Source organism: Rhizobium rhizogenes NBRC 13257 (genome assembly GCF_000696095.1).
In the GTDB taxonomy this organism is placed as follows: Bacteria; Pseudomonadota; Alphaproteobacteria; order Rhizobiales; family Rhizobiaceae; genus Rhizobium; species Rhizobium rhizogenes.
This window is the reverse complement of record NZ_BAYX01000011.1, coordinates 222,416-242,078: the sequence shown is the minus strand read 5'-3', so window position 1 is coordinate 242,078 and position 19,663 is coordinate 222,416. Positions and strand designations below refer to the sequence as shown.

The window sequence follows — 19,663 nt, the reverse complement described above, 5'->3', positions numbered from 1 at the left end:
TATCAATAATGAAATGCTAGAATGATTGCTTTTGATAGATTCCATCATTCCTGCATTGAGGCAAGAAAAAACTAGGCCTATCCTTCTCGACATGAGGTGCGGCGCGCTGTTTTTGCGTATCGCAGGAGGAAGAGATGACTGAGACAATCAAACGCGATTACAGTTTGCTTGGCCCGAGCGGCAAGCGGGCCGTCGAAACCGGGCTGGCGGCGGCGGAGTGGTATCACACGGAGATCCCCCGCAAGGAGATGAAGGCGCTGATGCAGCGCTCCGACAAGGCCGCCATTCGCGACACGACCATCTGGCTGGGCAGCATGGCGATCTTCGCCGGGCTTGGTATCTATTTCTGGGGCTCGTGGCTCTCGGTTCCCTTTTTTCTGGCTTACGGCGTGCTCTACGGCTCGGCCTCCGACAGCCGTTGGCACGAATGCGGTCACGGCACGGCTTTCAAGACCCGCTGGATGAACGACGCGGTCTATCAGATCGCCTGCTTCATGATCATGCGCAATCCGGTGACCTGGCGCTGGAGCCATACGCGCCACCACACCGATACGGTCATCGTCGGCCGTGATCCGGAAATCGCCGTCATGCGGCCGCCGGATCTCCTGCGCCTGATCCTGAATTTCTTCGGCATTCTCGATGCGGCCTACGGCATGCTGGATATGATCCGCAATGCAGCCGGTATCGTTAGCGCCGAGGAAAAGACCTTCATTCCCGAACAGGAGCAGCCGAAGGCGATCCGTATCGCCCGCATCTGGACTGTCATCTATCTCGTGACGATTGTCGCGGCTCTTTATATGGGCTCGATCCTGCCGCTGGTGCTGATCGGACTGCCGCGGCTCTATGGCGCCTGGCATCATGTACTGACCGGCCTGCTACAGCATGGCGGCCTTGCCGACAATGTCATCGATCACCGGCTGAACAGCCGCACGGTGCTGATGAACCCGATCAGCCGCTTCATCTATTGGAACATGAACTACCATGTCGAGCATCACATGTTCCCGATGGTGCCCTACCATGCACTGCCGAAGCTGCATGCGATGATCAAGCACGACCTGCCGCAGCCCAATCCGTCCATGTGGTCGGGTTATCGCGAGATGATCCCGGCCTTTCTCCGGCAGCTTCGCAATGAGGATTATTTCCTGAAGCGCGAGCTGCCATCGACGGCGCGGCCATATCGGGAAGAATTTCACAGCGCGTTGCCTGAAGCGGCACAATAACCGGCAAAAAGAAGCAAACAGGGAGGCAAGAATGAGCGGCAACTGGATCGAGGTCTGCGCAGCCGATGCGATAGACGAGGAAGATGTGATGCGCTTCGACCATGGCGGACGGACCTTCGCCATTTATCGCAGTCCGGACGATGACTACTTCGCGACCGATGGTCTCTGCACACACGAGCAGATCCATCTCGCCGACGGGTTGGTTATGGACAACATCATCGAATGTCCGAAGCACAACGGCCGTTTCGATTACCGGACCGGCGAGGCCAAGGGCGCCCCCGTCTGCGTCAACCTCAAGACCTATCCGGTCAAGGTCGAAGACGGCACCGTCTTCATTGCGGTATAAGGAGAAAGCCATGCCGCATTTCGTCATCGTCGGGGCAGGGGAATGCGGCGCGCGCGCCGCCTTTGCGCTGAGGGAGAAGGGCTTTGAGGGCGACATCACCCTGATCGGAGCCGAGCCGGTCGCCCCCTATGAACGCCCGCCGCTCTCGAAGGAAGGGCTTGCCCATGCAGCCGAACCGAAGTTCGTGGCGACATTGGAGCGTTATACGGAACAGCGCATCGACTTGCGGCTGCGCATTGATGTGATCGACATCGATCCGACTGCCAAGGCGATCACGCTCGCCGGCGAAGAAAAGCTTGGCTACGATAAGTTACTGTTGGCAACCGGAGCCTCTGCACGCGCATTTCCCAGTGTTGCGAGAACCGGCGAACGTATCCGCGTGCTTCGCACCCACACCGACGCTTGCGCCTTACGAGCAGCCCTTCATCCCGGCCAGCACATCGCCATCATCGGTGGCGGCTTCATCGGGCTCGAGCTGGCGGCCACGGCGCGCAAGCTTGGCGCGGAGGTTACTGTCATCGAGGGCCTGCCGCGCGTCCTGAAGCGAGGCGTACCGGCAGAGATTGCCGAGGTCATAGCAGGGCGCCATCGGCGAGAAGGCGTCGTTATTCGTTGCGGCGAGACCATTGTCGCTATCGAGGAGGGGGCGGATAGTGTGGTCATTCGCCTGGGGAGCGACGAGATCATCTCCGCCGATCTCGTCCTGGTCGGCATCGGCGCCCTGCCGAATGTTGCGCTGGCGGAAAAAGCGGGCCTTGCGATCGACAATGGCATCGCCGTCAACGAGTGGCTGGAGACGTCCGAAGCCGATATCTTTGCGGCCGGAGATTGCTGCTCTTTCCCGCTGGTGCTTTATGGTGGGCGGCGGGTGCGGCTGGAGTCCTGGCGCAATGCGCAGGAACAGGGAACGCTGGCCGCGGGCAACATGCTCGGCGAAGGGAACGGCATTTCCGCCGTGCCGTGGTTCTGGTCCGATCAATATGATCTGACCTTGCAGATCGCCGGCCTTGCCGACGGGGCGACGCGAATGCTCAGGCGCGATCTCTCCGACGGGGCCTTCATCCTCTTTCATCTCGACGATACCGGGCGGCTTCTTGCGGCCAGCGGCATCGGCCATGGCAACGCCGTCGCCCGCGATATCCGCCTTGCCGAAATGCTGATCGCTGCCCGCGCCCAACCCGACCCCGAGGCGCTGACGGCGTGCCATGTCAAACTGAAATCGCTTCTGGCCGCCTGACCCGAACCCAAGCACCCGGACTACCCTTGACGAACGGCTTGGAACGGCAAACTCTCTCCATGCAATCATCAGGGGGATACCATGAAGATTCTCGGCATATCGGGTAGCCTCCGCAAGGGCTCCTTCAACACGGCGCTGCTGCATGCCGCTGTCGAACTGGCGCCGGCGGGTGTCGAGTTCATGGCTGCGACAATCCATGGCGTGCCACTTTACGATGCTGATCTCGAGACGGCCGAAGGCATTCCGGAGAAGGTGACCGAGCTGAAGGAACTGGCGGCCGCCGCTGACGGCTTGATTCTGTTCACGCCGGAATACAACAATTCGCTTCCCGGCGTCTTCAAGAATGCCATCGACTGGATGAGTCGTCCGTCGGACGATATCGCCCGCATTTTCAAGGCAAAGCCTGTCGCCATCCTCGGTGCCTCGCCCGGCAATTTCGGGACGATCCTCAGCCAGAATGCATGGCTGCCGGTGCTGCGAACGCTTGGCACCAATCCCTGGTTCGGTGGGCGGTTGATGGTCTCGCGCGCCGGCAGCGTTTTCGATGCGGAGGGTAAAATCATCGATGAGAAAGTGAAGCATAACCTCGCCGCTTTCATCGAGGGATTTGCCGCTTTTGTCGAGGGCACGAAAAACACCTGATCCGCGCATTTCGTGCGTGGAGACCATTTCCAAAGCCTATGATTGAAAGGTCGAATGGCCTATTGTCATTGCCAGCGTCGAGCAAGCCGGCGCTTCCGGGGCCGCATATAATCTTCCTTTGAGCCGAAATGAAATCCAACACTGCCGGTTATGTCTTCACGCTGTTAGCGATCAGTATTTTCGCCATACAGGACGGCATCTCCAAACATCTGGTCAGCGCCTATCCGCCGCTCTTCGTGGCGATGATCCGCTATTGGGGCTTCATGCTGTTTGCGATCGCGCTTGCGGCGCGCTCGCCGGGTGGATTGCGCGCGGCTGTCCATACCAAAGGGCCCGGCCTGCAGGTCGTTCGCGGGCTGCTGCTCGCCTTGCAGATCGTCATCGCCATTTCGTCCTTCGTCATGGTCGGCCTTGCACATTCGCAGGCGATCTTCTCGTCCGGTCCGTTGATCGTGGCGCTGCTGTCGGTGCCGATCCTCGGCGAGAAGGTCGGCTGGCGGCGCTGGCTGGCGATCTCTGTCGGCTTTGTCGGGGTGCTGTTGATCCTGAAGCCCGAAAGCGGCTTTTTCGACATCCGCTTCCTGGTGCCGTTGGCGGGTGCCCTGGTGTTTTCGCTCTATGTCGTCATCACCCGCTATGTCAGCCGGGTGGATTCGTCGATGACGAGCTTCTTTTATACCGGAGTTGTGGGGGCGGTCGCGATGAGCACTGTCGGACCATTTTTCTGGACGCCGCTTCTGCCGTCCGACTGGGTCTTCATGGGCCTGCTTTGCCTTACCGGCATGACGAGCCACTATTTCCTCATCCGCGCTTATGATCTTCTCGACGCGGTGGTGATCCAGCCGCTTACCTATCTGCAGCTCGTCTTCTCCGCCATCATCGGTGTTACGATCTTCGGCGAGACGCTCGGCATCAATATGATCGTCGGCGCCGTCATTGTCGTTGGCGCGGGCATCTTCACGATCTGGCGTGAAAATGCCCTGGCCAAGTCACGGTCGAAGAGCGCTGGTCGGTAGAGGCTTTTACGCCTCTACCTGAGTCTTCGGATGGTCTTCGGTGTAGTAGCTGACATACTTCTGCCGGTAGCGTTCGGTGGCGCCGAATTCGCTATAGCGTGCCAGTTCCGACATGTCGGTCTTGTTGAGGATAACGCCGAGGACGCGCGAGTTGATCTGCGGCTCCTGTTCCAGCAAGTCCCTGACAAGGCTGGTCGGTGTAGCACCCCATTCGGCAACGAGCAGGAAGGCGTCCACCTGCGGCGCGAACGCCTTGGCGTCGATGACAGGTCCAAGCGGCGCAAGGTCGACGACGATATAGTCGAACATCTTCCGTGCGTTTTCCATCAGCGTCATCATGCCCTGCGAGGATAGAAGCTCGCTGGTGTGGAGCAGATGGTCACGTATGACCACCGGCAGGATGGCAAGCTTGGTACGCGGATCGACCTTGACGGCGCTTGCCCAGGGGACTTCGCCGAGAGCGGCTTCGATAAGGCCGACCTGCGGTGGCGTCTTCAGTGTCCGGCTCAAGCCCGGATTACGCAAGTCGGCGTCGATCAGCAGCGTCCGCTTGCCGCTGCTGGCGAGCAGGGCCGCGAAATTGGCGGCCGTCGTTGACTTGCCTTCGCCCGGCAGTGCCGAGACGACGCCGATCACCCGATCCGCACGTCCCTGCAGCATGACATCGCTGGCAAGCTTGGCGTTTCGCAAGGTCTCGGCGAACATCGAACGCGGCGCCTCGACGGAGACACGCATGATGCGTTCGAAGGCAACACCGTTTTCGCCCTCGTCGGCAGTTGCCGTTGCCATTGCCGGCACCGGACCGGCCTTGCGCTTGTTCTTCTTCTTCGGGAAGCCCTGTTGGCCAAGCAGCGGCAGGTAGCCCAGGAATTTGAGCCCGAGTGCTGCGCGCACATCGGCTTCGACGCGGAAGAAGCGATCCCGGAATTCCTGGAATGCGGCAAAGCCACCGCCGGCCATCAAGCCGAGAATGATCGAAAGCGCCATGACGAGCGTCTTTTTCGGGCTTGACGGCGCAGTCGGAACGCCAGCCGCGGATATCACGCGCGCCTTGGCGATCGGGAAGGACCGTTGCTGTGCTGCGGCTTCGAAGCGGCCCAGATAGGATTCGTACAGCGTCTTCAGCGCCGTCGCCTTCTGGTTCAGCTCGTTCAGCTGCACGAGGGATTTGTTGGCTTCGGAGTTCTTGCCGACCATGCCCTCGATGCTGCCACGCAGCGATGTCGCGCGCGATTGCGCCACATCAAATTCATTCTTGTAGCTCGCCGTCAGTTGCTGGAGTTCCTCATAGATCTGACGGGTAATGTCCTGGCGCTCCGCCTTCAAAGCCACGGCCTGCGGATGGTCGGCGCCGAAATTCTGAGTTACGTCCTGCTCGCGCTTCTGTACGGCAAGATAGCGGGTCTTCAGGTCCTGCAGGACGCTGTTGCCGGACTGGCTGGACGAGATCGTCGCGTTCTTCACCGCATTGTCCGGTCCCTGGTCGATGATCGACTTGTACTGATTATAGCGGGCGGAAGCACTGGCTGTGTCGGCCTGGGCGATGATCAACTGCTTGTTCAGATCGGAGATCTGCTGTTCCGACATCAGCTCGCCACCGGTCGAGGTCAAGCCGTTCTCGGCCTTGTACTTCTCAACTTCGAGCGATGCCATTTGCGCGCGCTGGCGCAGATCGTTCAGCCGTTCCTGCAGCCAGACGGATGCGCGCTCGGTCGCATCGAAATTGGCGTTGAGCTGGTCGGTCAGATAGGAGTCGGCATAGGCGCTGGTGATTTTTGCCGCCAGCAGCGGATCGGTCGAGCTGAAGGATACCAGAACGACGGAACTGCGGGTGACGCGCTCGACCTTGAGAGCGTCCTGCAGCATGGCTGCGATAAGCTGACGTTTCGCCTCACGGGCTTCCGCAGGCGTCAAGGGGGGCTTGGCGGGCTTGAAGACGCTGGCAATCAGCTTCACGCCGGATTTGATCAAAGCGACTGGCGACTGCGGCGGATTGACGAACGCGTCATTGTCGATGAGACCGGCCGTGTCGACCACCCGCAATGCCATCTCGTTGGATTTCAGGATCTCGACGGCGCTGGCGATATCCATGTCAGCCTGCTGGCTGCTGGTCGGCGGTGGCTGGTCCTCCGCGTATTTGGTCATGGTTTCATCGAGCAATATCTGCGTCGCCGACGTATAGCTTGGGGTGGCGAAGAGCAGATAGGCGATCGCCAGCCCAACGAAGACGGCCACGCCGAGCATGATGGTGCGGATGCGGCGGATCACCACCGCCATCAGGCGATCAAGGTCAATGAAGCCATCCTGCTCCTCCGCTTTGGGGGTAGCGCTGTGGAAAGTGAAATTTTTCTGATGCATGGCGACCACCTTGTCGGAGAAGCCTAATTGAATGACGGCTCGGGGCCTGCGGCCGCCAGAGCCGCAGGCGGAAGTGATTTGCTTTAAGCTGCGTTCATCTGCGCTTCGTGCGAGAGAACCAGGCTTCGGATCGAGTCATAGACGAGACCGCCAATATCGGCACGCGCGAGCGCGAAGGCGACGTTCGCCTCGATGAAGCCTTGCTTCGATCCGCAATCGTAAGTCCGTCCATTATAGGCCTGAGCATGGAACCCCTGTGCTTCAGACAGGCGCAGCATGCCGTCGGTGAGTTGGATCTCGTTACCGGCACCGCGCTCTTGCCGGGCCAGAATATCGAAGATTTCAGGCTGCAGAATATAGCGACCATTAAGGTAAAAGTTGGAAGGCGCCTCCGAAGGATGCGGCTTTTCAACCATTTTTGTCACGCCGAAGCCATGGCGAACCGGCGCTCCCCTGCCGATAATGCCGTAGCTCGACGTTTCTTCAGGTGAGCATTCCTCGACACCGACGACATTGCCGCCGACTTCGTTATAGAGATCCATCAACCCGGCGGTGCAGCCGCGCACGCCATGGCAGACCATGTCAGGCAAAAGCAGCGCGAAGGGTTCGTTGCCGATCACATCGCGGGCGCACCAGACGGCATGGCCGAGACCGAGCGGTGACTGCTGGCGGGTGAAGCTGACGGAGCCGGCGCGCGGCAGAAGGCGCTCCAGTTCGGACACCTGTTTCGTCTTGCCTGCCCTGTTCAGCGAGGAAATCAGCTCCGGCGTGTCGTCGAAGTGGTCTTCGATCGACGTCTTGTTGCGGCTGGTGACGAAAACGATGTGCTCGATGCCGGCTTCGATGGCTTCATCGACGGCATACTGCACCACCGGACGATCGACGATCGTCAGCATTTCCTTCGGCATTGCCTTTGTGGCGGGCAGGAAACGGGTTCCGTTGCCGGCAACCGGAATGACTGCTTTTCTCACAGGAAGCTTACGGTCCATGGCTCTATCCTTTGTTAGAGTGAGGGCCTGCGCCCAAACTGGGGAGGGAGGAGGAGATTTGCGGGGCCGCAGCCACTTCACCGCCGGTGAGGACGGTTGTTTCGCCACGACCCCGAAGAGAGGCGGCGAGACGACGAAAGCGAGCTGCAATCGGCATGCGCAGGTGGCGAACCGCGCGTGGATTGCGGCATGCAATCTTCAGCGCGGTCGGTAGGGCGCCATCCTTGAGGCTGTCGATCAGCATCAGGAAGGACAATACGTCCTTCAGGTTCCGCGTCCGTCGTCGCTGTGCGGCGAGGGCGGCGGCACCAAAAGGATGTTCGGCAAAAAACTTGGCATCGGCGGCGATCATGGCTTCGACATGCTGTTGTTTCAGCACCCGCGAGATCGACCCGTCGCGGATATAGTAGAGATAGCCTGCCGTTGGCTCGACCGCGCAGACGCCGCCCCTGGCCAGGGCCGAGGCGAGAAAGATGTAGTCCTCGCCGATCCGGAGGGTTTCCTCAAAACGCAGGCGGTGCTTTTCCAGGAAGGCGCGCTCGAAGACCGGCTTTGTGTAGCCGAGATTATGCTCGGACTGGAAAATCATGTTCGATGTGATGAATTTCGCGAGCGTCAGCAGCGGCATGCGCGCAAGCATGGCTTCGGGGAACATGGCGCCCACGGCCTCGTTCTCGCCCCGGATGACATCGAGATTGTCGATCACGATCTGTGCCTCGGCCTTGTCGGCCCGAGCGATCAGCCGCGCCATGCGGTCCGGGCGGAGTGCATCGTCGGAGTCGAGCACGGCCACCCAGCGGCCGCGCGCCGCATCCAGTCCGGCGTTGCGCGCGGCACCTGGGCCACCGTTGCGGGGCATGGCGACGAGGCGCACGCGAGGGTCGGGGTGGTTGCCGACGATGTCCGGGGTGCTGTCGCTGGAGCAATCATCGACGACGATGACCTCCATGCTGACCGCTCCCTGCGCCAGCGCGCTGTCGATGGCGCGCTCCAGCGTATCCTCGGCGTTATAGGCTGCGATGACGAAACTGACATCAGGGATGAAATCCGTCATTGCGGCGCTTTCTCCAGATTTCCGTATTGTTCGATTTCGCGAACGCCGAACAGGCCGCTGACGGCGCCCGCATGCATGATGCCGCGCAGGCCGTAGCGATGACGCTGTATCGGCAAAGGAGAAAGAAGCGCGGCGGCGGCGAAGCAGTAGGCGGACTTGGTGCCGGCAAGCGCGATTGCCTTCCAGCGGCCGAGGCCTGCCGCTCCCTCCAGAAGCATCCGCCCATGCGTCTGCCCCATGCGGTAGCGCCGCTTCGAAAGCCACGACAGCTTGGCGCGCCCGCTCGGCACGGGCTCATAGACCAGGGCATCCTCGGCAAAGGCGATGCGCCCACCCGCCTGGTGCATGTGGGCGAAAAATTCCGTGTCCTCGCCGCCACTGCGTCCAAGCGCAAGGTTGAAGCGACGACCGGCAAGCGAAGGTGCCTTGCGCCGCAAAAGCACGTTGCAGGTATAGCCGGTGCGGATATCGCCCGCGACCCAGACAGGCAGGGTCGAATGGAAATCGCCCCGACGCATCCAGCTGGGTGCGACGTTCGGATAGACGGCTCGCACCGGGCCGAGAACCGCATCGGCCCCGGTCGTATCCGCGGTCACCAGCAATTCCGTCAGCCAACCCTCAGAAGCAGTCTCATCGTCATCGATGAAGGCGACGAAATCGCCGGTTGCGTGTTCCAGGCAGGCGTTGCGGGCGATGGAAATATTCGAAGCCGGGCAATGCACATAGGCAATCTCGAAGGGCAAGGCCGCGCGCATGGCATCGACGCGATCTTGCGCGCTCGGCGTCACGTCGTTGTCGGCAACGATAATGCGAACGAGGGCGCCGGTCGGCACGGTCAAGACTGCCAGCGACAGCAGGGTCTGGTCCAGCTCGGCGCGACGATAGGTGCACACGGCGATATCGATCCTCACGCGTGGGCTTTCAAGGCTTTGCGTCATGACACCACCTTGCGTCCGCGGAACTTCAGGACTTCCAGCCAGAAGCCCATCGACCAGGCGAAATGCATGACCATGGCGGATATGGCGGCAAGCGGTCCGTATGGGTTCTTCTGACCAAGCGCGATCCAGAAACCATAGGCAATGCAGGCAAAGGCCCACAGGCCGATGGGAATGACCGCGATCCAGTTGAGGATGGCGAGGAAAGCGCCAATGAAGATCGGCACCACGGCCAGCGGCAGCATCTGGCGAACGCTCGGCATGCTGCGATGCTTGAGAATGTTGCGTGCACGGCCGCGGCCGTAGCCGAGATATTGCCGGAACAGCGTCGGAATGCTGGCGCGCGGATAATAGGTCATCGTCGTCTTGTCGGTGAGCCAGATGCGATAACCGGCCTTGCGCAGCCGGTAGTCGAGCTCGGCATCTTCGTTATGGCTGAAGGTCTCGTCATAGCCGCCGACGGCGCGGAAGGCGGGGACGCGCATCAACGCATGGTGGCCATGATCGGCCCAATGCCCCTTGGCGCCCTCGCGATGCTTCGAGCCGCCATTGCCGAGCTTGGAGTTCTGCGCCACCGCCGTCGCCTTTTGGAAGGCGCTGAAACCCTGGGTACGCATGGCGACGACGACTGAATCCGCTTCGGTCGCGTCGGCCTCTTCGACCAGTCTTTGGCAATAATCGGCGGGGTAGTCGCCGTGGGCATCGATGCGAATGAGATAGTCGTACTCGTTGCCGAAGGTTTCGACGGCGAGATTGATCGCAGCGCTCTGCAGCCGCTTCGGGTTGTCGAGCAGGAGCACGCGCGGATCGGCCCCGGCAATCTCGCTGACGATCTCCCGCGTCCTGTCCGTGCTGCCGCCATCGGCAACAACGATCCTGGCGTCAAGCTCGTCCAGAGCACCACCGAGCTTGGCGATCAGCGGCTCGATATGCTTTTCTTCATTGAGGCAGGGGATGACGATCAGGCAACGCATATGCTTGGGGTCTCCAGTTTTCATTGCAATCCACCTCTATTGCGATGCAGTTGTGGGAGTGCCTGTAATTCGGCGGTTTGCTCATTGGTGCGGGTCAGGGACGCGAGCCGCTGCACCAGTCCCTGGCAATCGGCGCGATCGGTCATCCATTGCCGGCGGTCCTGCGCGGCCACGGCTTCGAAGGCGGCGAGATAGCGGTCCTCGTTCATGTCGCTCATGAGCGTTACGAGATGCGCGGGGTTCGCCTTGTCGAGCGTCAGACCGATTTTTCGGCTCGCCAGGAAGCGTGAAGTCTCGGTTCCGTCCATCGCGATCGGCACGGCGCCGTAAAGGCCGCCTTCGTAAAGCCGGTTCGGCAGCAGCCAGCTCGAATTCAGCCCTTCTTCGAAGAAGTCGATCGCCCAGGAGAACTGTACCTCGCCATAGATGGTCGCGAGGTCCTCCGGGTTCTTGTAGGGGCCGCCAAAATGCATGAAAGGCGCGTCGCGCACGATGCCATCGAAGTCGTCGAACTCCGAATAGGCCGGCCGGCCGCGCAGGATGATCTCGAAACGTCCGTCCATTCGGCGCGAAAATTCGTCGAGCAGCGCCAGCGATTTACGGCAGCGAAGCGCGCCGAACCAGCCGATCTTCCAGGGCTGGTCCTTGGCCGGTAACCGGGGGGAGGGAGCGACCGTATCGTCAAGGCCATCGAGCGCCAGAACCTTGTTCTCCAGAAGGACGATCGGCAGATCGAGGCCGGAGCGAGGGCGGAAATAACGCTCGACGAAGGCAGGCGAACTGGTCAGCAGCAATGCGGCGTCCGCTCCGAAATGACGCTCCACTCCTCGAAGGGCGGCGCCAAGCGTGTCCTTGCGCAGCAGCAGCCGGTGGATGTCGAGACACTCGTAGACAACGGGCATATCGCCGCCGAAGATCGATCTCGCCCGATTGGCCAAGGCCAGCATTTCAAGATTGCGGCCGATGATGACGTCCGGCTTCTGGATCGAACGCAACGAGCCGCGCAATTTCAGCGCGGACTTGGCAACGGCCGCGATGCGATGCGTGAATTGTGCGTCGCGCGTCCGTCCGAGCTCGATCGGCTCGATACCGTGCACGGCTGCTAGCGCGTTGTCGTCACGCCGGAAGCCCGCCAATGTCACTCGTGCTCCGCCCGCCTGCAGCATCAACACCCGCCGGCGGACGGCGGGGTCGGCAAGATCGTGGACGAAGTAGAGAATATGCAGCATTCAGACTTCCGTTTTCGTGCCCGGTCGAAGCCAGGCGTTTCGTTTGTTTCGCAGCCGGATCGGTTCAGTTCAGCTTGCAGGCGATCGATTCCGGGAACTGGCACTTGTCGCCTTCCGCGGTGAAGGCGACGCGCTTGATCTGCATGGTTGCCGGGCTGCCGCCATAGGCGAACTTGCCCATCCAGCCGCTCAGCGTGTCAGTGCCCCAGAGGCTGAAAAAGATCTTCTGAGCATGCGTTGGTATCTTCGAAGGGTCGGTAACGTCCTGGACCAGCTGGCTGTTCACATAATAGCGGAGCCGATTCTTCTCCCAGACGAAGGCATAGTCGTTGAAGCCCTGATCGGCGCCGCCGGGGACCGGAACCAGCTTCTCGTTGCCGCCTTTGGCGGCGATGTACTGATTGACCTGGACCTGCCCCGCATTCTTGCCGAGAACCTCGAAATCGATCTCGTCATGCGGTCTTTTGTCGGTCGGACCGATATAGGTGAAGAACGCTGAGTTGAGACCGGGGCCGCTGGCGGTACGGTAGCTTGCCTCATAGGTGCCGTAGCCAAAACGCTTGGTGGTCTGGATCTCGCCGCAGGCATAGTCGCGCTCACCGGTCTTACCCTGGGTGAATTGAAGCTGCAGCATGCCGTCTTGGCGGCTGACCTGCTTTTTCGACCATGTGCAGTTCTGGTGCGGGCCGTTGTTCCAGCCATCGGAAATATACCAGCGGCTGCTGTCGATCCTGTCGAAATTGTCGACGAAGGAGGTGCCGTTCGGCCGGTCCTCCTGTGCGGAAACCACCGTGGGAACTAAGCCGGCGCTCAAGATGGCCAGTGAAACAAGGCTAAGTTTGCGCGCATGGGCGGTCTTTTTCGTCATGTGTCACCTTTGCTCTGAAGTCGCCTGCCGACGTTCGGCGATCGCCGGGGTCTCCGCACGCGACCGTGTGCGGCTACCAGTCAACAGGTTGTAGATGGCCGGCAGGGCGGAACGCGCCAGGCCGTTGGTCAGGGGCAGCACCATCAGTGTGATGGCGGAGGCCAGGAGATAGAAGATCGGATAGATCTCGCTGCCGCCGCGGTTCCAGAGGACCCAGAGGCAGAACAGCAGCGGGTAATGGGCACAGAACACCCAGAAGCTCAGGCCGCCGGTTCCCGCCAGGCTTTGGCCGAGCCGGCTCCTGATGAAGATTGCCGACAGCGCCCAGAAACCGGGAATGCCAATGATCACCATGAGGTTGCGGCCTATTTCGAGCCACAGTGGAAGCTTGGGGCCGGTGAGGTAGGCGGCCGTGGCCAACATTGCAGCCAGGGCGACGAAGGCCGGCCCGATCACTTCGGCATACCGGTCGATGATCGTCAGGTCGACACGGTAGAGGCTGAGATAGATGCCGAAGCCGAAGCTGAAGAGGATCGAATTTCGAAGCACGATGCCGAGCGGGATCGGCAACGCCGCCAGTAGCAGCAAGCCCACTAGGGTCGACAGTGGAAAACGGCTGATCAGCATCGCCAGCAATGGCGACAGCAGGATGCAGACGAAGAGATCGCGCAGGAAATAGAGGGGCAAGTTGATCGGTGTGCCCTCGATGGCGAAAAGCAGCGTCGACAGCGTACGCGGGCTGGCGCTCGAAAGATCAGGCAGAAAACCGTCGCCGATGCCGAAGTATTGCAGGGCGAGCACGAACAGGAAGAAAGCGCTGTTCCACAAGAGGAAGGGCAGGAGAACGGTCTTCGCCTTGCGGCGAACTGTCTTGGCATAGTCGAGCTTTGCCGTGCCGTGACGGAAAAGAAGATAGCCGGAAATGGCGCTGAGGCAGGGAACGCCGACGCGAAAGAGACTATCGCGCAGGAAGACCCGGAACCAATCGAAGAGCCCATATGCACCGTTGAACGGGCTGGAATCCGTATCGAATGGGATATGCACAAATATGATGCCCGAGATGAGCACGATACGCATGAGATTTATCCGCGAAGACACGTTGGCAGTCACATTCACGATGTCCGTCACCCCTTTTCCAGGTCGCTCCCCCCTCGCGACCGTTTCAACCAGAGCAGACTAGAGCCCACACGCATAACCTAGGGCGATCTCACGAAAAGAAATATGGCAGTGCAGCAAAAAACAACAGCGAATGGCCCCCAGCAGCCGCAAATCCGGGGCAAAAACGGCGATGAAACAGGTGATTCCGGTGCGCGATATTTATGGAAGTCCCTGGTATTAAAAGGATTTAAGTACGCTGAAATAATTCGTGAAACGATCTTTAACGCGATGATGCGCTGACGTTGTTTTTTTCGCAATAGGTGAACATTTTTTTGCACCGCCACAGAATCCGTGAGCAAACGTGATCAGAATGCGGCAGCGGTGCAAGTTCTCTAAGAAAACGCGGCAGAATCATTCAGCTACAGGTTGAGCTTCTGCCTTTGGCATTCTGCGTGAACGAACGAGTTCCAGGATTTTGCGCACAAGCGCTCTCTCCGTCAGCAGAACGAAAACGAGGTAGATTGCGCCGCCTACCACCGAGCCCACGATGATCTGCAGGACTGCACTCGGCATCGCCACCTTCAGATGATCCAGCATGAAGCGAACGATGAGCGCCATGATAAGCGCAGTGATCATCGGCCGGTTGCTGACATAGAGGCCCTGGAAAAACGGCGTGCCATCGGCACGGAAAACCGCCCAAGAATAGAAGATCAAGGTGATAACGCTGACGATGCAGAGCCAGACCATGGCGTTGATCAGATCACCGGTCATTGCCCCGTAGGCGACGGCGGCGGTGGTGACGATGGCGCGCACGACAGCCGACCAGAACAGGACATTGCCACGGCCGACACCCTTCAAATACGGAATGAAGGTGCTGCAGGGCGTCAGGATCGCCTTGGAGAGCGCCAGCAGTCCGAGCACCGGCCAGGCATAGGCCCATTTCTGTCCGAACAGCACCAACATGGCCGGCTCAGCGATGGCCCACAGCCCGAACATCATCGGCGCCAGAAGCACCGTTGTGACCTGCGTGCTCAGCATCAGCGCGTCCGAGCGGCGCTTGCGGTCATGCATCATGTGGCTGAAAGCCGGAAACAAGACGCCCATGACCGCCGAGAGCACGACCTGGTTTGGGATGCTGGCAAAGCGGTTGCCGGCGGAATAGGCGCCGGCATCGGCTAGGCCAAGATAGCGGGCGATGATCACCATCGGCGACTGGAAGGTGACGAAATTGGCGATTTCCGAGCCCATCATGCCGAAGGAGAACTTCGTCAGCCCCTTGATGCGGCTGAAGGAGAAGGCGAACCGGGGGAAGTAGCCGGAGACGGCGTAGAGGCCGACAAGGCGCACGGTACCGGAGACGAAAAGCTGGGCAACGAGCGACCAGACACCAAATCCGAACCAGGCCAGGCCGACAGCGACCAGCGCGCCGGAGGACTCCGAAATCATGCTCCAGACCGCATCCTTGCTGAAATTCATCCGCCGCGCCAGGATCGAATAGGCGACATCGGCGGCAAGCTGGATGGGGATCATGAAGGCCATGATGCGCAACAGGTGGGCTGCCTCTTTGGCGCCCAACAATGCTGCGAAGAAATCGGCGAATACGAAGAGAACCACGGCCATCAGCGTCGATACGGCCAGATTTACCCAGAAGACCGAGTGAATGGTCAGCATGTCCTCCTTCTCCTGGATAACGAGAGAAGAGGTGAGCCCGGCGCCGCCGATCATGGAGAGAAATTGCACCACCGTCAGTGCCACGGCGACGACACCGAATTCCTCAGGCGTGAGGATGCGCGCCAGGATCGGCACGGTCACAAATTTCAATCCAAATGTACTTGTCTTCGATAAAACGCTCCATCCGACATTGTTCGTTATCGAACGGACACTAACTGTTGAGGTCATTGCGACATCCTATCTCTTGGGAGCGGCTGTAATCAGCGATGGAGATTGTCGAAAAAATGCATGGCCGCGACCCTGGGAGGAGGTCGCAAACTCTTTGTTGAAAAACGTAAGGCGAAAAAATGGCGTCAATTACGATTGTTATTCCCTTCTACCAGAAACAGACAGGCATTCTGCAGCGCGCATTGAGGTCGATATCTAGGCAGGTGTTTCAGGATTTCGATATCCTTGTCGTCGATGATGAGTCGCCGCTTTCGGCGGAAAGTGAACTTCAATCGCTCGGAGACCACGAGCGCGCACGCGTTACTGTCATCCGCCAAGCCAATGCCGGCCCGGGCGGCGCGCGCAATACTGGCCTCGATAACGTGCCGGCCGCAAGCCGCTTCGTCGCCTTTCTCGATTCCGATGACGAATGGGCGCCGGAGCATCTGAGCAACGCTTTTGAGGCGCTGACGCGCCACGATGCCGATTGCTATTGGGACTCGATCAGCGGCGGCGAGGGGTTTTCCTATCATTTCGGCATGGAAGAGCTGGCGAAATTGCCCAATGCCGTGCGTCTCTCCGATACACCCGCGGTCATCGAAATCCCGAATATCGCCAGCGAGATGCTGAAGGACTGGGGCTTCCTGCACCTTTCCTGCATGGTGATCGGCCGACCGCTGTTTGAAAAAATCCGCTTCGAAGCCGCACTGCGGCTGGCGGCCGAGGATCTGCTGTTTTTCTGCGACTGCATTTTGGCGGCCAAGCGAGTGCTGCTTTGCGAAGACGCCGGAGCCCTGCGTGGCGAAGGCATGAACATCTTTCACAGCATCGACAATGATTCCCCACAGTTCCTGCGCCAGCAATTCAATACCTGGACGGCGCTCAACACGCTGGAAGAGCGGTTTTTGCGGCGGCCGCAGGACATCGAGACCATTCGTGCCTACAAAAACCGCGCTCGTCAGCAGGCGCTGTGGAGCCAGGCCCGACAGTTGCGCCGTCGCCGATTGCCACAACTTGGGCTACTTGCAAAATGGGCATGGCGTGACCCGGGCATATTGCAAAGTGCGATGCGGCTTGCCGCGGGCAAGTTTACGCCCTAGTTTTCGCACTGCAGCAAAGCTGTTCATGCCACATTCTAGAGCCAATGCATGCGCAGCTACGGTCTAGATCAGCAAGGAGTCCTGTATGAAGCCGTTCCACTGGGAATCAACCCATGGCAATTTCGGTGACGATCTCAATCTCTGGCTCTGGGATTTTCTACTCCCCGGCCTGCGTGATGTTCATGAAGAAACACTGCTGGTCGGTGTCGGCACCGTCCTGAACACGTCGCTATTGCCGCCTGATGGCCAGAAGCTCGTGATCGGCAGCGGCTTCGGTTATGGCACGCTTCCCGACATGAGCGACAGGAGCAAATGGGATATCCGCTGCGTCCGCGGCCCGCTGACGGCTGAAAAAGTCGGCGTTCCCGCGGATATGGGCATCATCGATCCGGCCGTCATGGTCACCGAGATGCCGGAATTCAAAAATCTGCCGAAGACCAAGCGCCACACCTTCGTGCCGCATTGGGAGTCGGCCGGAGCCGGGCTCTGGCAGGATATCTGCAAGACCGTCGGTCTTTCCTATCTCGACCCGCGCGGCGAGGCGAAGGCCGTGATCCGCGAGATCGCCACCTCCGAGCTGATCGTCGCCGAATCCATGCATGGCGCGATCCTTGCCGATGCCTTCCGCGTGCCGTGGATTGCCGTCAGCACATCGCGGGCGATCAACAGCTTCAAATGGAACGATTGGGCCCACTCTCTCGGGGTTACTTACGCGCCGAAACATATTCCTGTTTCCACCCGCGCTGAAGCGATCGCCAAGGGCGCCCGTTTCTGGGGCGTCGGTTTCGAACGCGACGAGCAGGCAGCCAGTGAACTGGAGAAGCAGCGGCATGGCGAGACCGTGCTGGCCGACCCGCAGCAGACCACGCTGCGCGTGATGGCGAAACAAGCGCTTGCTGTACCCTCGGCGCTGGCGCTGTGGCAGGCGAGCAAGGCAAAGCCGCAACTCAGCACCGACGCGGCCCTTGCCGGTCGCAAGGAACGCTTCATGTCGGTGATTGAAAGCGTCAAACGCGACTACTTCTGACGCGCCTATAAATTATTCGGGAACGGCCTGCAGGAGATAACGCAGGCCGTTTGCGCCCGAATGAGCGATTGGCGCGCTGCCGCCCTTGCGAAAACGCTCGGTCTTATCGGCGAAAATACCGCCGGCTATGGCTGGAATGGCACCTGGCTTGCCCAGGGCGTAGGAGGCCGCTGCCCCCATGCCCGATTTCGATTTGATATCGAGAAAATGCCGTAGCTCGTACCGTCCGCGAATATGCTGTTCGTGGCGGCGGATGACTGCCGCGTCGGTTGGTGAAAGGCCGCCGGCAGCAAGGATAGCCCGGTCCGCCTCGTAAAGCCGCCGCAAGTCGTCGGTGCGATGCTGGCCGCTCAGGGAATTGCTGCGCACCACGGCGCCATAACCGCAGCTATGGATGATCTTGTAGCGCGCGGCCTTGGCGAGCGCCCGCACATAGAGGTCGTAATCCTCGCCGAGACGCAGCGCCTCGTCGTAGCGCAGCCCATGCTTATCCAGAAACGATCGGCGCATCAGCGGCTTCAGGAAGCCGATCTCGCCGCGCCGGACACCGCGCTTGGAAATATTGCCCTCGACAAAGGCGACCAGATCCAGGAAGCGCGGCTTCGGATCGAAGTGATCGAGCATGGTATAGGCAGTCGAAACCGTATCGGAATCGACGAAGGCGATGTTGTCGGCGACGAAATCCCAGTCGTCGCTCGCAAGCAGCGGCTTGAAACGCCCCGGAAAAAAGAAATCATCGGCATCGAGGATGCTGATCAGCGGCGCGCGCGAAATCTCGATCGCGTGATTGCGCGCGGCTGCCGGGCCACGATTTTTCTCGAATTCCTGGATGATCAGGCGGCCGCTGCCATCATCGGCCTGACGCGCGGCGGCAGCCGTGCCGTCGGTCGAGCCGTCGTCGATGACGACGACCTCGGCCACTTCCGGCTCGCGCAACGCCGAAGCCACGGCGAGACCGATGGTATCGCTGGCATTCTTCGCGGCAATGATTACGCAGACATTGTTTTCGGCACTGTCGATCAAGTCAGCCTCCATGGTTCTGTTGGAGACTTAGGACGACAGCAGCCATCCGGCAACCACATGATCACCAAAAGATGCGCCAGGCGGCGGCGTCAAGGGTTGAAGGGTTCGGAACGATTGAGGTTGGCAGCGGGCAGGCCGCTAACCTTGTCACCTTCACGCACCGGCATTGCAGCCGAGCCTTCATTCAACAACGCATGTCTCGCATTGCGTTCTTTCCACACCAGGAAAAGAACGCCCGCGAAGTAACCGATCTGTAATAGGACCGCGCAAATCGCAGTTTCGATCAAGGTAATCGAAAGTGAATGCGTCAGAAAATAAGTCGCAATGGCGAATACGGCCAGCGTGCCCGCCATGCTGATGAAGACGCGAGGTGCGTACATGGACATTACCTCCTCCCCAGGAATATCTGACTAAAAGTACTCAAGGTCTTGCCTCCCTCAGTAGACCCAGAACTCAAATATATTTTATGATTCATTTAGATTCAACCAAGCGACGACAATGCGTTACGAATTGATACGGATCCTATGTCGCGCCCGTTAAAACTACTCCTCCACAATGCGTACAATTGCATTCATTATCTTTTTTCTCCTCCCGGGACTCCCTTAAAAGTTGTTCGCAAAAAATTCACATACAATTTCGTACTGCTAATCGATTAGTGCGATCGATTTA

The 19,663-nt window shown here is 59.8% G+C and carries 19 protein-coding genes; 8 read left to right on the top strand and 11 right to left on the bottom strand.

Annotation, left to right across the window (positions count from 1 at the left end):
• Positions 1-134 precede the first annotated feature (134 nt).
• The 5 genes from RRH01S_RS23875 (at position 135) to RRH01S_RS23855 (ending at position 4,461) form a co-directional block, all read left to right on the top strand.
• A complete protein-coding gene (locus tag RRH01S_RS23875; RefSeq protein ID WP_015917870.1) occupies positions 135-1,220 on the top strand; it encodes a fatty acid desaturase family protein in 1,086 nt (361 codons plus the stop codon).
• A gap of 31 nt (positions 1,221-1,251) precedes the next feature.
• Positions 1,252-1,566: a MocE family 2Fe-2S type ferredoxin gene (locus tag RRH01S_RS23870; RefSeq protein ID WP_007691942.1), complete on the top strand. Its 315-nt coding sequence runs from the start codon at positions 1,252-1,254 to the stop codon at positions 1,564-1,566.
• Positions 1,567-1,576: 10 nt separating this feature from the next.
• Entirely contained in the window at positions 1,577-2,803 is a 1,227-nt protein-coding gene (locus RRH01S_RS23865) for an NAD(P)/FAD-dependent oxidoreductase (protein WP_042474439.1), read from the top strand.
• Positions 2,804-2,884: 81 nt separating this feature from the next.
• On the top strand, positions 2,885-3,445 hold the full coding sequence (locus RRH01S_RS23860) for an NADPH-dependent FMN reductase (protein ID WP_034515971.1): 561 nt from the start codon (positions 2,885-2,887) through the stop codon (positions 3,443-3,445).
• A gap of 128 nt (positions 3,446-3,573) precedes the next feature.
• Entirely contained in the window at positions 3,574-4,461 is an 888-nt protein-coding gene (locus RRH01S_RS23855) for a DMT family transporter (RefSeq protein WP_042474436.1), read from the top strand.
• Positions 4,462-4,467: 6 nt separating this feature from the next.
• Here RRH01S_RS23855 and RRH01S_RS23850 read toward each other — a convergent pair whose 3' ends face one another.
• The 8 genes from RRH01S_RS23850 to RRH01S_RS23815 form a co-directional block, all read right to left on the bottom strand.
• A complete protein-coding gene (locus RRH01S_RS23850) occupies positions 4,468-6,819 on the bottom strand; it encodes a polysaccharide biosynthesis tyrosine autokinase (protein ID WP_034515973.1) in 2,352 nt (783 codons plus the stop codon).
• 83 nt (positions 6,820-6,902) lie between these two features.
• Entirely contained in the window at positions 6,903-7,808 is a 906-nt protein-coding gene (locus RRH01S_RS23845) for a UTP--glucose-1-phosphate uridylyltransferase (protein ID WP_042474430.1), read from the bottom strand.
• 4 nt (positions 7,809-7,812) lie between these two features.
• Entirely contained in the window at positions 7,813-8,862 is a 1,050-nt protein-coding gene (locus RRH01S_RS23840) for a glycosyltransferase family 2 protein (protein WP_034515975.1), read from the bottom strand.
• The gene (locus RRH01S_RS23835) at positions 8,859-9,800 is read right to left on the bottom strand and encodes a glycosyltransferase family 2 protein (protein ID WP_034515976.1); all 942 of its coding nucleotides are present in this window, start codon (positions 9,798-9,800) and stop codon (positions 8,859-8,861) included. The genes RRH01S_RS23840 and RRH01S_RS23835 overlap by 4 nt, the downstream gene beginning before the upstream one ends.
• The gene (locus RRH01S_RS23830; RefSeq protein WP_015917863.1) at positions 9,797-10,795 is read right to left on the bottom strand and encodes a glycosyltransferase family 2 protein; all 999 of its coding nucleotides are present in this window, start codon (positions 10,793-10,795) and stop codon (positions 9,797-9,799) included. Before RRH01S_RS23830 ends, RRH01S_RS23835 begins: the two co-directional genes overlap by 4 nt.
• Entirely contained in the window at positions 10,792-12,000 is a 1,209-nt protein-coding gene (locus RRH01S_RS23825; RefSeq protein ID WP_034515977.1) for a glycosyltransferase family protein, read from the bottom strand. The genes RRH01S_RS23830 and RRH01S_RS23825 overlap by 4 nt, the downstream gene beginning before the upstream one ends.
• 64 nt (positions 12,001-12,064) lie before the next feature.
• Entirely contained in the window at positions 12,065-12,868 is an 804-nt protein-coding gene (gene exoK, locus RRH01S_RS23820; RefSeq protein WP_042474427.1) for an endo-1,3-1,4-beta-glycanase ExoK, read from the bottom strand.
• A 3-nt stretch (positions 12,869-12,871) separates the two neighbouring features.
• Positions 12,872-13,945 (bottom strand): acyltransferase family protein, encoded by a 1,074-nt coding sequence (locus tag RRH01S_RS23815; protein ID WP_007691920.1) that lies wholly within the window; start codon positions 13,943-13,945, stop codon positions 12,872-12,874.
• Positions 13,946-14,089: 144 nt separating this feature from the next.
• Between RRH01S_RS23815 and RRH01S_RS34500 the strand changes: the two genes are divergently transcribed.
• Positions 14,090-14,266 carry a hypothetical protein gene (locus RRH01S_RS34500; protein WP_153510383.1) on the top strand — a complete coding sequence of 59 codons (177 nt, stop codon included), beginning with the start codon at positions 14,090-14,092 and terminating at the stop codon, positions 14,264-14,266.
• Between the two features lie 111 nt (positions 14,267-14,377).
• Here RRH01S_RS34500 and RRH01S_RS23810 read toward each other — a convergent pair whose 3' ends face one another.
• On the bottom strand, positions 14,378-15,865 hold the full coding sequence (locus RRH01S_RS23810) for a lipopolysaccharide biosynthesis protein (protein ID WP_007691918.1): 1,488 nt from the start codon (positions 15,863-15,865) through the stop codon (positions 14,378-14,380).
• 119 nt (positions 15,866-15,984) lie between these two features.
• Between RRH01S_RS23810 and RRH01S_RS23805 the strand changes: the two genes are divergently transcribed.
• A complete protein-coding gene (locus RRH01S_RS23805) occupies positions 15,985-16,944 on the top strand; it encodes a glycosyltransferase family 2 protein (protein WP_034515979.1) in 960 nt (319 codons plus the stop codon).
• Between the two features lie 85 nt (positions 16,945-17,029).
• Positions 17,030-17,971 carry a polysaccharide pyruvyl transferase family protein gene (locus RRH01S_RS23800; protein ID WP_007691914.1) on the top strand — a complete coding sequence of 314 codons (942 nt, stop codon included), beginning with the start codon at positions 17,030-17,032 and terminating at the stop codon, positions 17,969-17,971.
• Between the two features lie 12 nt (positions 17,972-17,983).
• Here RRH01S_RS23800 and RRH01S_RS23795 read toward each other — a convergent pair whose 3' ends face one another.
• Both RRH01S_RS23795 and RRH01S_RS23790 read right to left on the bottom strand, forming a co-directional pair.
• The gene (locus tag RRH01S_RS23795; protein WP_034516756.1) at positions 17,984-18,994 is read right to left on the bottom strand and encodes a glycosyltransferase family 2 protein; all 1,011 of its coding nucleotides are present in this window, start codon (positions 18,992-18,994) and stop codon (positions 17,984-17,986) included.
• A gap of 89 nt (positions 18,995-19,083) precedes the next feature.
• Positions 19,084-19,374 (bottom strand): exopolysaccharide production repressor protein, encoded by a 291-nt coding sequence (locus tag RRH01S_RS23790; protein WP_007691911.1) that lies wholly within the window; start codon positions 19,372-19,374, stop codon positions 19,084-19,086.
• Positions 19,375-19,663: the final 289 nt, after the last annotated feature.